This is a genomic window from Kaustia mangrovi, assembly GCF_015482775.1.
Classification (GTDB): Bacteria; Pseudomonadota; Alphaproteobacteria; order Rhizobiales; family Im1; genus Kaustia; species Kaustia mangrovi.
Window position 1 is genome coordinate 1,659,255 of sequence record NZ_CP058214.1, and the last position, 13,238, is coordinate 1,672,492.

Here is a 13,238-nt window from a genome sequence, read left to right on the forward strand (position 1 = left end):
GCAAGTCCATGAGCGTGAGGAGAGTTCCCGTGGAGCAGACGAGCGTGGTGCTGATCCTTCTGGCGGCCTTCATCATCCTGTGCATCTTTCTGGGTGTACGGATCGTGCCGCAGTCGGAAAAATACGTGGTGGAGCGTTTCGGCCGGCTGCGGTCGGTGCTGGGTCCGGGAATCAACCTCATCGTCCCGTTCCTCGACCGTGTCGCCCACAAGATCTCGATCCTGGAACGGCAGCTGCCGACGGCCAGCCAGGACGCGATCACCCTCGACAACGTTCTGGTGCAGGTGGAAACCAGCGTCTTCTACCGCATTCTCCAGCCGGAGAAGACGGTCTACCGCATCCGCGACGTGGACGGCGCGATCTCCACGACGGTCGCCGGCATCGTGCGCTCCGAGATCGGGCGCATGGAGCTCGACCAGGTCCAGTCGAACCGCGCGCAGCTCATCGCCTCCATCAAGTCGTCCCTGGTCGACGCCGTGGAGGACTGGGGCATCGAGGTGACCCGCACGGAGATCCTCGACGTCAATCTCGACGCCGCCACGCGCGAGGCAATGCTCCAGCAGCTCAACGCCGAACGCGCCCGCCGCGCGCAGGTGACCGAGGCGGAGGGCGCCAAGCGCGCCGTCGAGCTGGCCGCCGATGCGGACCTCTATGCCGCCGAGCAGGCCGCCAAGGCGCGCCGCGTCCAGGCGGATGCGGAGGCCTATGCGACGGGTGTCGTGGCCGCCGCGATTGCGGAGAACGGGCTTGAGGCGGCACAATATCAGGTGGCGCTGAAGCAGATCGAGAGCATCGCCGCGGTCGCCGGCAGCGAGGGCTCGCAGACCGTCATCGTGCCGGCCTCCGCCGCCGAAGCGTTCGGCGAGGCTTTCAGGATGCTCAAGGGACGGGGCTGATGGCCGATCTGTGGTGGGTCTGGATTGCCGCGGCGCTGGTGCTGGCGGGTCTCGAGACGGTCGTGTCGGGCTACATTTTCCTCGGCTTCGCGGCAGGGGCGCTCGTCACCGGCGGCGCCCTGTGGGCCGGTGGCCCGCTCGCGGCGTGGCTGGCCGGCTCGCTGGCGCTGTGCGCTCTGTTCTTCGCGCTCGCCTCGCTTCTGGCCTGGTTCGCCATGCGCCGGATCTTCGGCCTGAGGGGCGGGTCGGTCAAAACCTTCGACCGCGATATCAATGACCGCTAGAGCCTTGTGCGACGAGACTGCACCGGTCCGCTCCGCCACCGGAAGACGGCACCGCGCATGAGCCAGTTCCGCCTGCTTGCGACCCGCCGTTTTCTGCCTCTCTTCGTCGCGCAGGCGCTCGGCGCGTTCAACGACAACGCGTTCCGCAACGCGATGGCGATCCTCATCACCTACGATCTCGCCGCCACGCGCGGGATCGACGCGCCGATGCTCATCACGCTGGCGACGACAGTCTTCATCGTGCCGTTCTTCCTGTTCTCCGCCATGGCGGGCGCGCTGGCCGACCGGTACGACAAGGCGATGCTCGCCCGCCGGCTGAAGCTGGCCGAGATCGCGCTCATGGCGCTGGCGGCCATCGGCTTCGCGCTGGAGAGCATTGCGTGGCAGTTCGCCGTGCTCTTCCTCATGGGCACGCAATCGGCCTTCTTCGGGCCGATCAAGTTCGGCATCCTCCCGCAGCTCCTCGGTCCGCGCGACCTCATCGCGGCCAATGCGCTGGTGGAGATGGGCACCTTCCTCTCCATCCTCACCGGCCTCATGTTCGGCGGGCTCCTCATCGCCACGAGCGGCGGCCCCACAATCGTATCGGCAAGCGTGGTCGCCATCGCGCTCGCCGGCTATCTCGCCGCCCGGCGTATCCCGCCCGCCCCCGGCACGCCCGGCATCGCCATACCGGTCTCCATCCTGCCGGCCACCTGGCGGCTGATGCGCGAGGCGGCGGCAAGGCCCGTCATCTTCCGGGCCATTGTCGCCATTTCGTGGTTCTGGGCGGTCGGCGCGATCTTCCTCACCCAGCTTCCAGCCTTCACGCGCCTCATCGTGGGAGGCGACGAGACCGTCACGAACCTTCTCATCGCCGCCTTCACCGTGGGCATCGCGGTGGGATCGCTCCTGTGCCACCGCCTGCTGCACGGCGACATCTCCGCCCGCTACACACCGTTTGCCAGCCTCGCCATCACCGTCTTCGCCATCGATCTGGTCTTTGCCGGGCGGGCAGCGGGCGCGGCCGCGTCCGGCGACGGGCTCATGGATATCGCGACCCTCCTGGCCTCCCCCGCCCACTGGCGGATCCTCGCCGATTTCGCGGCCATCGCCATGGCCAGCGGCATCTTCGCCGTGCCGCTCTATGCCATCGTCCAGACGCTGAGCGAGCCGGAGCGCCGGGCCCGTGTGATCGCCAGCAACAATGTGCTCAACGCGCTGTTCATGACGCTCGCGACCCTTGTTGCCACGCTGTTCCTCGCCTTCGGCCTCGATGTCGCCGACGTTTTTCTCGGCTTCGCGCTGTTCAACCTCGCAATCGCAGGCCTCACCGTGACGCTCGCACGTACGGCTATCGGACCCGACGGCTCATAAGGGGGAGCCTGGGATGGATTACAGCCAGGTCGACCCGCTTTCCAGCGCTGCATCTGGATGCCCGCCTTCGCGGGCATGAGCGGCAAGGGGATAAATGGCTTGCTGTTTCTCCGCTCGCTCCCGCGAAGGCTGAGAGCCCAGAGACGGCAAACCATGGACCCGAGCGGTTCCGCTTGAAAGCAACGCACTTGGCCGATGCCCGTGTCCGGCCGGGGCCTTTGCGCTTCAGCGCACTTCCTCGGGGATGAGAAACAGGCGGATGCGGCGAAAGGCCAGGCCGGCAGCACGGTGCGCGGTCGCCCAGGACAGGACAATCGCCAGCACGAGCCCCAGGCTGATCGGCAGGAGCCAGAGGAAGACCCCCGTGGAGATCGTCCAGGCGACGAGCGCCATGACGGCGCCGCACAGCGTCTCGACCCAGTGCGCGCGCGCAACCGCCACGATGGAGGCGCCGGTGTCGCCGCGCTGCTGGGCGTTCCAGCCCGAATCCCGCCCGAGGAAGACTTCCGCCACCCAGCGTGTCTGGAGCAGCATCATGACCGGGGCAAGAAGCGCGGAAAGGAGCGTCTCCGCGACCACGCCGAAGAGGATCCCGGCCGCGCCGCCGCACCGCGCGCGCGTGCCGCGATCCATGATCGCCACGGCCGCGCCCAGAAGCTTCGGCAGCACGAGCACCCCCATCGTGAAGACGAACAGGATAAGCGCCTGGCGGTAGTCGAAGGCCGGCCAGTGCGGGAACAGGGCCAGGCCGTCCGGGAAGTAGTCCGGCGTGGCGAACCGGGCCTGGATCGAGAGAAGAAGCCCGATGAGCAGCATGGCCAGCCACAGCGGGGAGGCCAGATAGGACATGATGCCGACGACGAGGTGCAGCCGGCTCATCCAGTGCAGACCGCGCGCACCGACGATCTTCATGTGCTGCAGGTTGCCCTGCGCCCACCGCCGGTCGCGCTGGGCGAGCGTGATGAGCGAGGGCGGGCACTGCTCGTAGGAGCCGCCGAGCGAGGGCAGCATGATCACCGCCCAGCCGGCCCGGCGCATGAGCGCGGCCTCGACGAAATCGTGGCTGAGCACATGGCCGCCGAACGGCCTGCGGCCCTTCAGCTCCGGCAGGCCGGCGCTCTCGGCGAAGGCGCGCACGCGAATAATGGCGTTGTGGCCCCAGTAATTGCCGTCGCGGCCGTGCCAGGCGGCAAGGCCGTGGGCGATGACGGGACCGTAATAGCGCCCGGCGAATTGCTGCATGCGGGCGAACAGCGTCGTGCCGCCGGCGAGCATGGGCACCGTCTGGACGATCCCCGCCGCCGGGTCCGACGCCATCCGGCGCGCCAGCGCCACGAGCGTCGGCGCGGCCATGTAGCTGTCGGCGTCGAGCACGACCATGTGGTCGTAGCGTCCGCCCCAGCGGCAGACGAAATCGGCGACATTGCCGGCCTTGCGGTGCCAGTTGTCCGCCCGGCGCCGGTAATAGACCGCAACGGCCCCGTGAAGCGCTGCGCGCAGGCGCTCGAAGCTCTCCTCCTCGCGCGCCGCGATCTCGCCGTCGCGCGTATCGGACAGGATGAAGATGTCGAACTGCGCCCCGGCGCCCGCCTCGGCGAGCTCGCGCCCCATGCGCTCCAGCGTGCCGCAGACCGCCTCCGGGTCCTCGTTGTAGACCGGCATGACGAGGACGTTGCGCCCGAGCGGCCCGTCCTGCGGGACGGTATCGCCGGCGCCCCGGTCGCGGAGCATGCAGGCAAAGCCCAGAAGCGCGCTCGCGCAGGGCAGCGCGATCCACAGGAAGGTCACCGCGAACACGCCGGCAAAGACCACCTGCAGCGCCGTCGCGCCGGATACGGAGATCACCGAGATCATTTCCCAGGTCGCAACGACCGTGAGCGCGAGGGTGAGCGTCAAGACCAGCGCACGCGCCCGGACCACGGACGGCGGGGTGGACGCCGTGTCCGCAGCCTCGCCCCCATGCCACTCGCCGAAGGACTGGACGGGCATGGCGAGCGGATGCTCCTCCGGCACGCTGGCCTCCGCATCGGCCGGATACTCCTCATCGAACTCATAGGCGACGGTCATCTGATCCATCGATAGAGCCATGTCTCGCCGAGCTCATCTTCGCCGTCGAGCAAGCGCAGCCTCAGCTCCGACATGTCGATATCCGTGACGTCGAGCTCGATGCTCACCCGATAGCCGCCGGTCTCGGGGTTCGGACGGCCAACGGCGCTGATGACCTTGCCCGCACTGGCCGAAACCTCGGGCACGACCGTTTCGGGCAGTGGGTCGGGGGATTGGTAGTCGATCACGAACAGGCGCCCGTCATGGTCGAGATCGGCGCCCGAGCGCGTATCGGTGACCCATGCCGCACGCCCGTTCAGGGGTACCGTGTCGCACCAGTGCAGGCGGTAGGTCAGGGAGAAGGGCTTGCCCTGCTGGAGCGGCGCGCGCGGCCGCCAGAAGGCGACGATATTGTCGTTGATCTCGCGCTTGGTGGGAATTTCCACCAGCTCGACATGGCCGGCGCCCCAATTGCCCACCGGCTCCACCCAGCCGCTCGGACGGCGCTCGTAATGGGCCTCGAGATCCTGGTAGTCCTGGAAGTCGCGCTTGCGCTGCATCAGGCCGAAACCGCGCGGATTGGAATCCATGAAGGCGCTGATCTGGAGCGTCTCCGGGTTGGCCAGCGGGCGCCAAATCCACTCGCCCGTGCCCGTCCACATGGCAAGGCCGCCGGAATCGTGCACGGCCGGACGGAAATCGTCGTAGCCCGTCCGGTTCACCGCATCGAACAGATACATGCTGGTCAGCGGCGCGAGCCCCACATGGGCGAGTTCCACCCGCGGGAACAGGGTCAGCTCGACATCGATCAGCGTCTCCGTGCCCGGGCGGATCGTGAAGCGATAGGCGCCGGTCGTGCTCGTGCTGTCGAGCAGCGCATGGATGACGATGGCCTTGGCCCCCGGCTCCGGACGCTCGATCCAGAAGGAGCGGAAGGCCGGGAACTCCTCGCCCTCCTGCGATCCCGTCTTGATGGCGAGCCCGCGCGCGGACAGCCCGTAGCGCTGGTTCTCCGCGACCGCCCTGAAATAGCTCGCGCCCTGAAAGACGGCGAACTCGTCCCAGTAATTCGTATCGTTGAGCGGATGGCGCAGGCGAAAGCCCGAGAACGGCAGCTCCGTGCCTTCCGGCGGCGCGGTGACGCTCGGGCCGAAATCGAACATGCTCGCGGAATAGAGGACCGGCCAGGCCTGCCCGTCGGCGACGATGAAGATGTCGACCGGCGTCTTGTAGAACGCGCCCGCATGGAGGAGATCGACCGTGAAGCCACGGTCCTCGCCCCGCCAGATCGCCATGTCCGTCTTGAAGCGGATATCGCGGTACTGGTCGTAGGTCAGCCCGTCGAAACCGTCCGGGAAATCGACCTCGGCGGAGGCATAGGCCTCTTGCGACAACGATTGCGCGCGGTCGCGCACGAAGGTTTCCGAGAACGCCTCGGGATCGCCGAGGAAACCGTCCCCTCGGCACCGGACGCGCGGGACGGCACGAGGCCCGCCCACAAAGCCGCTCCTGCCGCAAGCTGCAGCAACTCACGACGATCCATGAACTTCACCCCCCTTCCGACGTATCGGAACGGCGCTCCGACAGTGTTGGATGCTGAAACCGCCATCAACCTAAGCGGTTAGAGAATCAATTGGACCAAACTGTGATGACACGGCTGCCGGCCGAACGCCAGCAGCCTCGCATCGCGCTGGAAATGCATCCGAACAGGCCGTCGGCAATGCGCAAGACACCGCGTCATTTACCGGGGAGGATATGGCAATTTTAAGGATTTTGGCGACGCGCCGGGGACATGGGTGCCGCCGCAGGCCCGATCCGGCATCCATGGGAGCTTGCAGCCCAGGGTTGCCGAGGCGGGCTTGCGGACGGGGCGCGTCGGCCCGAGAGGCGATCAGACGGCCAGCACCGTTTCCAGATGGCGCGGCAGTTCCGTCATGTCCGTGCGCGTGAGATCCTTGGGGAGCTCCGCCTTGACCCGCGCCTTGACCTCCGGTGCGAGCGCGTTGCGCAGGTCGCCGAGCGCGGAGGGCGGCGCCACAATGACGAGCTGGTCGAAATCGTTGCGCCGGCACCCCTTGGCCAGCACCTCCGCCAGCCGCCGCGCGAAAGCCTCCTTGCGCTGGCGGTGCGGGTCGGAGGGCGGCTCCATGGCATGGCGGCCCTCGCCATGGGAGTCGAACGAGCGCCCCGGCCGGTCGGCGTCGATATCGCGCGTGGGCGGCACGTCCTCGCTGAACTCGAGCCCTTCGAGCGCCCTGAGCCCGCGACCGGGCCCCTCGTTCAGCAGAACCTTGCCCCTCGCGCCATCCGCGATCAGGATCCAGGTACGTGTCGGCTTCATGGTCTCGTCCTTCTTCCGGAAGCTACTATCGCTTGCATGCTCAGCCTTTGGCTGACAAGACCCATTGTGTCCGTTTTGCCCTCCCCGGCCTTGACACGGCTCAAGGTCGTTCCGACCGTCATGGTTGAGGATGGCCGCGACATCATAGATGCATACGATACAGGAACCGCTCAAGACATGGTGCAGGACGGACAGGACAGGCAGGACGAGGTCGAGGCGTTTCTCATGACGCCGTCGAGCTACCGGCCCGCGCCCGGCAAGGTGGACAGGATCGACACCCATGGCGCCATGGTGTTCCTGGCCGGCAAGCAGGCGGTCAAGATCAAGCGCGCCGTCGCCCTGCCCTATATGGATTTCTCCACGCTGGAGAAGCGCCGCGCGGTATGCGAGCGCGAATTCGAGCTCAACAGGCCCAACGCGCCGCGGATCTACCGCGACGTGGTGGCCATCACGCGAGAGGCCGACGGCGCGCTCAGGATCGGCGGATCGGGCGAGCCGGTCGAATGGGCGGTCCGCATGACCCGGTTCGACCAGGAGCAGATCCTCGACCGGATCTGCGAGCGCGGCGCGCTGGACGACGACCTGCTCGACAGGCTGGCGCGGATCGTCGCCAAGGCGCACAAGCGCGCGCCCGTCGACCGCAGCAAGCCCGGCCACGACCGGATCGCGGCCATCGTCGACCAGATTGACCGCGCGCTGGCCGCCGCGGCCGATGTCGTGCCGGAGGACAGGCGGCGCCGCTTCGCGCAGATGGCGGGCGACGCGCTCGCAGCCGCCCGGCACTGCCTCGACCTCCGGGCCGAACGCGGCTTCGTGCGGCGCTGCCATGGCGACCTGCATCTCGCCAATATCGTGGTGATGGACGGGGAGCCGGCGCTGTTCGACGCGCTCGAGTTCGACGACGAGCTCGCCACCATCGACGTGCTCTACGACCTCGCCTATCTGCTGATGGACCTGATCGAGCGCGGCCGGCGGGCGGAGGCCCATCGTGTCCTCAACCGCTATCTGCGCTACGACGACGCCCTGGCCAATGTCTACGGGCTGGTCGCCCTGCCGCTGTTCCTGGCCTGCCGGGCGGGCGTCCGCGCGATCGTGTCGCTCGACCGGGCGGGCCAGGTCGAGGGCGAGGAGAAGGCGGCGCTCGAGAAACGCGCGCTAGCCTATCTCGATGCGGCGTTAGGATATCTCGCCCCGTCCACGCCCAGGCTCGTCGCCATTGGCGGGCTGTCCGGCACCGGCAAGACGACCCTCGCCGCCGGCCTCGCCCCCGGGATCGGCCGGGCGCCGGGCGCGCTCCACCTGCGCAGCGACGTCGAGCGCAAGGCGATGTTCAATGTGGACGACACCGACGCCCTGCCGGAAGAGGCCTATACGCAGGAGACCAGCGACAGGGTCTACGACCTCCTCCTGCAGAAGGCGCGTATCGCGCTGCGGGCCGGCCATTCCGTGGTTGTCGACGCGGTCTTCATGAAGCGCGACGAGCGTGCCGACATCGCGAAGGTGGCCTGCGAGCTCGACGCGCCCTTCGTGGGGCTGTGGCTGTCGGCCTCGCCGGACACCATGATCGCCCGTGTCGAGGCCCGGCAGGGCGACGCCTCCGACGCCGACGAGGAGATCGTGCGCAGGCAGATCGCCCACGCCACCGGACCCGTCTCCTGGACGGCGATCGACGCCAGCCGCACGCCCGAGGCGACGCTGGAGGCGGCGCGCGACATCGTCGACGACGCCTTCGCGCTCGCCTCCTGACCCGGCGCCCCCCGGAGCCGGCTTCCCCCTATCCCCCAAACCGGTTGACCCGGCCCGCCCGGCCGGTCCATCCTGACGCGACGTCAGGGGAGTCCCGCCAAGGGGACTGAGAGGCTGACAGGGGAAACCCCGGCGACGCGACCCTTTGAACCTGACCCAGTTGACGCTGGCGTAGGAAGACCGAAGGGCGCACTTCCCCAGAGCTCGAACACAAGGGGGCGGTCCTTTCGGGCCGCTCCGGTCCTGTCCCGCATTCGGGCCGCAAGTTTCCTTCCGCCGCCAGCGTCATCCCGGGTCCTTTCGAGAGAGGAGACCGGAATGACCGCGCCTTGTCCCGCCCCCGAACTGATCTCTGTTCTCGGCGCGGGCGTATCGGGGCTTTGCGCCGCCACCGCCCTGAGCGGCCGGGGGCTGGCCGTCGAGGTCGTCGTCCCCGGCGATGCGGCGCCGCCCGCCTCGCATCTGGCGGGCGGAATGCTCGCCCCCTTCTGCGAGGGCGAAGTCGCGCCCGACACCGTCATTCGCGGCGGGCAGAGGGCGCTCGACTGGTGGGCGCGCCATGTGCCTGGCGTGGAGCGGCGCGGCACGCTGGTCATCGCCCCGCCGCGCGACGCGAGCGAGCTCGACCGGTTCGCCCGTGCGACGCGGGGCCACCGCCTGGCCGACCCGTCGCAGATCGAGCCGGCCCTCGAGGGGCGCTTCTCCCGCGCCCTGTTCTTCGCCGACGAGGCCCATCTCGACCCGCGCAAGGCGCTCGCCCATCTGCGCGACCGTCTCGTCGCCCGCGGGGTGGCGTTCCACGACGGACCGCCGCGCGGGCGGATCGTGGATTGCCGCGGCATGGGCGCGCGCGACCGCCTCGGCGACCTGCGCGCCGTGCGCGGCGAAATGCTGGAGCTGCACACCGGCGAGGTGGCGCTGAGCCGCCCGGTCCGCCTGCTCCATCCGCGCTTTCCCTGCTACATCGTCCCGCGCGGCAAGGGTCGCTTCATGGTCGGCGCGACCATGGTGGAGAGCGCCCATGCCGGGGGCGTGACCGCCCGCGCGACGATGGAGCTCCTGTCGGCCGCCTACACGGTCCACCCCGCCTTCGCGGAGGCGGAGGTGACCGCGAGCGGCGCAGGCTTGCGCCCGGCCTTTCCCGACAACGTTCCCGCCATCCGCCGCGAGGACGACCGCTTCCACATCAACGGCATGTATCGCCACGGCTTCCTCATGGCGCCTGTCCTGTCGGAGACGCTGGCACACACGCTGACACAGGAGATGACCCATGCGCATTGAGATCAACGGAAAGACCGCGACCACCCGGTCGGCCACCCTCGCCGAACTGATCGACGAACAGGGCTTCGACGCCGCCAGCGTCGCGACGGCGGTGGACGGCGTCTTCGTGCCGAAGGGCCTGCGCCCCCGCACGCCGCTCGCGGAGGGCTCGAAGGTCGAGGTCCTGTCCCCGATGCAGGGAGGCTGACCCCCATGTTCTACGGCACGGAGCTGACCTGCCGGCTGATGCTCGGCACCGCGCAATATCCCTCGCCCGCGGTCCTGCGCGAGGCCATCGCCGCCTCCGGCGTGGAGGTGATAACCATGTCGCTGCGGCGCGAGGGGCCCGACGGCGCGGCCTTCCGCGACCTCCTCTCGCAAAGCGGCTGTCGCATCCTTCCCAACACCGCCGGCTGCCAGACGGCCAGCGAGGCCGTCACCACCGCCCATATGGCGCGCGAACTGTTCGGCACGCCCTGGATCAAGCTGGAGGTGACCGGCCATGCCGACACGCTGCAGCCCGACCCCTTCGCCCTCGTCGAGGCCGCGCGCATCCTCTGCGCTGACGGCTTCGACGTCTTCCCCTACACGACCGAGGACCTGATCCTCGGGGAGAAGCTGGTCGAGGCGGGCTGCCGCGTCCTGATGCCCTGGGGCGCGCCGATCGGCTCCGGCCGGGGTTTGCGCAATATCGACGGGCTGCGGGCGATGCGCGCGCATTTCACGGACATTCCCCTCGTGATCGACGCCGGTATCGGCGCGCCGTCGCAGGCCGCGCACGCGATGGAGATGGGCTTCGACGCCGTGCTCGCGAACACCGCCGTCGCCAGGGCCGTCGATCCGGTGGCCATGGCCGCCGCCTTCGCCAAGGCCGTCGCCGCCGGACACGAGGCCTTTCGCGCGGGCCTCATGCCTCCGCGCGACATGGCGTCGGCCTCGACCCCGATCTTCGGCATGGCGGAGCTTTCCTGATGGCCGGCCCCCTCTCGCCACGTCCCCCGTCCCCGTCCACCGCAACGTCGGAGCATGGCCGATGACCCGCTACGACCGGCAGACCCGCCTTCCAGAGATCGGCGCGGAGGGTCAGGCCCGCCTCCGCGCCTCCCGCGTCCTCGTCGTCGGGGCGGGCGGGCTCGGCTCGACCGTGCTGCCGCTCCTCGCCGGCGCGGGCGTCGGCACGCTGCGGGTGATCGACCCCGACGAGGTGGAGGAGAGCAACCTCCACCGCCAGATCCTCTACCGCATGTCGGATCTCGGCCGGGCGAAGGCCGAAGCCGCCGCGGAGGCGCTCACCGCGCTCAATCGGGAGTGCCATGTCGCGCCCCTGGTCGCCAGCCTCGACCCGGTTCTCGCCGCCCGCGAGATCGCCCAGGCCGATCTGGTCGTCGATGGCGCGGACACAATCGCTGTAACCTACGCGCTCTCCGACCTCTGCCATGCCGCGCGCATTCCGCTGATCAGCGCCTCCGTGCTCGCGCGCAGCGGCTATGCCGGCGGGTTCTGCGGCGGAGCGCCCAGCTATCGCAGCATCTTTCCCGACCTGCCGGAGACGATGCCGTCCTGTGCAGGCGGCGGGGTCATGGGGCCCGCGGTCGCCACGCTCGGCGCGCTCCAGGCCCAGATGGCCCTCGCGGTCCTGCTGGGCCACGAACCGAGCCCGCTGGGCCTCCTCCTCTCGGTCGACCTGCAGTCCTGGCGCCTGTCCTCCTTCCGCTTCGACACGGCCCCGGAGCCGGACACGGCGGCGCCCCGGATCGTCGCACGCGGCGAGATCGGCCCGGACGACATCGTGATCGAGCTGCGCGACCCGCGCGAGGCGCCCGACCTCCCCGTGCCGCATGCGCAGCGCATGTCGCCGGAGGATGTGGCCCGGTTCGAGCCCGGCCCGGACCGCCGCGTGGTCTTCGTCTGCGCCACGGGCTTGCGGGCCTGGCGCGCGGCACGGCGGCTGGCGGCCCGGACCTCCACCCCCGTCGCCATCCTCGCGGCGGGGCGATAGAGGGTTTTCAGGAAAAGTGGAAACCACTATTCCGGTTCGAAAGCGCGGGCGATACAGGAACCGGTCTGGGCGCGTCGTCAGCCCTTGAGGGGTGCCTTGTCGAGGGTTGCGACGAGATTGGCGAGCAGCGCGAGGCGCGGGGCCACCGACGACACATAGATGTGCTCGCCGGTCGTATGGGCGCCGTCGCCATCGGCGCCGAGCCCGTCGAGCACGGGCACGCCGAGGGGGGCTGCGAAATTCGCGTCCGACCCGCCGCCCGTCGTCATGCCGACGAGATCGATGCCGAGCCCGCCGGCCAGCGCGCAGGCATGCCGGAACAGCGCCTCGCTTTCCGGCGTCATGGTGAAGGGCGGCCGGTTGAGCCCGCCCCTGACGGTGATCGAGACATCGGGATCGATGGGCTCCAGCCCCTCGATGGCTTCCAGGACCGGGCCGACGGAGGCCTCGTCGGGAAGCCGCGCATCGACCTCCAGGAGGCAGCGCTCCGGCACCACATTGCGCGCCGTGCCGCCGCGGATCTGGCCGACCGTCACCGTCACTCCGCGCTCGGCATCGTTCATCGCCTCCAGCGCGAGCACGGCGCGGGCCGCCTCGCGGATCGCGCTGCGCCCGGCCTCGGGGCGCGCACCGGCATGGGAGGCCCGGCCCTCGATCAGGATGTCGTAAATGGCCACGCCCTTGCGCGCGGTCACCACCTTGCCGCCGTCGCGCGCCGGCTCGACGGTGAGGACGGCCAGCGCGTCCCGGCTCTCGCGCTCGATGACATGGCGCGAGGTCTCGCTGCCCGTCTCCTCGTCCGGCACGAAGACGAGGCTCGCCGGCGGAACCTCCGGCCCCATGCGCCGCGTGAGCAGCCCCAGAGACCACAGCGCCATCAGCGCGCCGGACTTCATGTCGTAGATGCCGGGCCCGTAGAGCCTGTCGCCCTCCGCGCGCACGGGCAGCGGGCCGGAGATCGTGCCCACGGGGTGGACGGTATCGAGATGGGCGAGCAGCGTCGGGCCCCGCCCGTTACCCGCGCTCGGCGTGCGCACCACCAGAATGTCGCCACGGCCGTCCGTCCCGTCGATGCGCTCGCAGCGCAATCCGAGCTCGCCGGCGAGCGCTTCCACCCTGTCGACCAGCGCATTGACCCGCGCGCCCTCCGGCGTCGGCGTCTCGATCCCGACCCAGCTCCGGAGCGTGGACAGGACGGCATCGAGATCGATATCGCTCGCGGTGATCGCGGTCATGGGGGGTTCTCCGGTTCGGGACAGGACATTTCGGCAGGCGGGGGCAAAGGCCCCCGCAAGCGAAACTAGCCGTCC

Annotated in this window: 12 protein-coding genes; 8 read left to right on the top strand and 4 right to left on the bottom strand. The window is 69.5% G+C overall.

The window, feature by feature from the left end:
• Nucleotides 1-29: 29 nt before the first annotated feature.
• The 3 genes from HW532_RS07775 to HW532_RS07785 are packed head-to-tail and all read left to right on the top strand — an operon-like array spanning nucleotide 30 to nucleotide 2,536.
• A complete protein-coding gene (locus HW532_RS07775) occupies nucleotides 30-896 on the top strand; it encodes an SPFH domain-containing protein (RefSeq protein ID WP_213163838.1) in 867 nt (288 codons plus the stop codon).
• Nucleotides 896-1,180, top strand: coding sequence for an NfeD family protein (locus HW532_RS07780; RefSeq protein ID WP_213163839.1), 285 nt, complete (start codon nucleotides 896-898; stop codon nucleotides 1,178-1,180). Before HW532_RS07775 ends, HW532_RS07780 begins: the two co-directional genes overlap by 1 nt.
• Before the next feature lie 57 nt (nucleotides 1,181-1,237).
• Nucleotides 1,238-2,536 (top strand): MFS transporter, encoded by a 1,299-nt coding sequence (locus tag HW532_RS07785; protein ID WP_213163840.1) that lies wholly within the window; start codon nucleotides 1,238-1,240, stop codon nucleotides 2,534-2,536.
• A gap of 225 nt (nucleotides 2,537-2,761) precedes the next feature.
• Here HW532_RS07785 and mdoH read toward each other — a convergent pair whose 3' ends face one another.
• The 3 genes from mdoH to HW532_RS07800 form a co-directional block, all read right to left on the bottom strand.
• A complete protein-coding gene (mdoH, locus tag HW532_RS07790) occupies nucleotides 2,762-4,612 on the bottom strand; it encodes a glucans biosynthesis glucosyltransferase MdoH (protein ID WP_213163841.1) in 1,851 nt (616 codons plus the stop codon).
• Complete coding sequence (locus HW532_RS07795) at nucleotides 4,600-5,997, bottom strand: OpgD/OpgG family glucan biosynthesis protein (RefSeq protein ID WP_246479688.1); 1,398 nt, start codon at nucleotides 5,995-5,997, stop codon at nucleotides 4,600-4,602. The genes mdoH and HW532_RS07795 overlap by 13 nt, the downstream gene beginning before the upstream one ends.
• Nucleotides 5,998-6,473: 476 nt before the next feature.
• Nucleotides 6,474-6,923, bottom strand: coding sequence for a host attachment protein (locus tag HW532_RS07800; RefSeq protein WP_213163843.1), 450 nt, complete (start codon nucleotides 6,921-6,923; stop codon nucleotides 6,474-6,476).
• Between the two features lie 177 nt (nucleotides 6,924-7,100).
• Between HW532_RS07800 and HW532_RS07805 the strand changes: the two genes are divergently transcribed.
• The 5 genes from HW532_RS07805 to HW532_RS07825 all read left to right on the top strand — a co-directional run bounded on the left by HW532_RS07805 (nucleotide 7,101) and on the right by HW532_RS07825 (nucleotide 11,928).
• Nucleotides 7,101-8,669, top strand: coding sequence for a bifunctional aminoglycoside phosphotransferase/ATP-binding protein (locus tag HW532_RS07805; RefSeq protein ID WP_213163844.1), 1,569 nt, complete (start codon nucleotides 7,101-7,103; stop codon nucleotides 8,667-8,669).
• A 318-nt stretch (nucleotides 8,670-8,987) separates the two neighbouring features.
• Complete coding sequence (locus HW532_RS07810; RefSeq protein WP_213163845.1) at nucleotides 8,988-9,950, top strand: FAD-dependent oxidoreductase; 963 nt, start codon at nucleotides 8,988-8,990, stop codon at nucleotides 9,948-9,950.
• Nucleotides 9,940-10,137 (top strand): sulfur carrier protein ThiS, encoded by a 198-nt coding sequence (thiS, locus tag HW532_RS07815; RefSeq protein ID WP_213163846.1) that lies wholly within the window; start codon nucleotides 9,940-9,942, stop codon nucleotides 10,135-10,137. Before HW532_RS07810 ends, thiS begins: the two co-directional genes overlap by 11 nt.
• Before the next feature lie 5 nt (nucleotides 10,138-10,142).
• On the top strand, nucleotides 10,143-10,901 hold the full coding sequence (locus tag HW532_RS07820) for a thiazole synthase (protein WP_213163847.1): 759 nt from the start codon (nucleotides 10,143-10,145) through the stop codon (nucleotides 10,899-10,901).
• A 61-nt stretch (nucleotides 10,902-10,962) separates the two neighbouring features.
• The gene (locus tag HW532_RS07825) at nucleotides 10,963-11,928 is read left to right on the top strand and encodes a HesA/MoeB/ThiF family protein (RefSeq protein WP_213163848.1); all 966 of its coding nucleotides are present in this window, start codon (nucleotides 10,963-10,965) and stop codon (nucleotides 11,926-11,928) included.
• 77 nt (nucleotides 11,929-12,005) lie between these two features.
• Here the strand turns inward: HW532_RS07825 and HW532_RS07830 are convergent, their stop codons facing one another.
• Nucleotides 12,006-13,163, bottom strand: a complete 1,158-nt coding sequence (locus HW532_RS07830) for a M20 family metallopeptidase (protein WP_213163849.1) — start codon at nucleotides 13,161-13,163, stop codon at nucleotides 12,006-12,008.
• Between the last annotated feature and the right edge of the window lie 75 nt (nucleotides 13,164-13,238).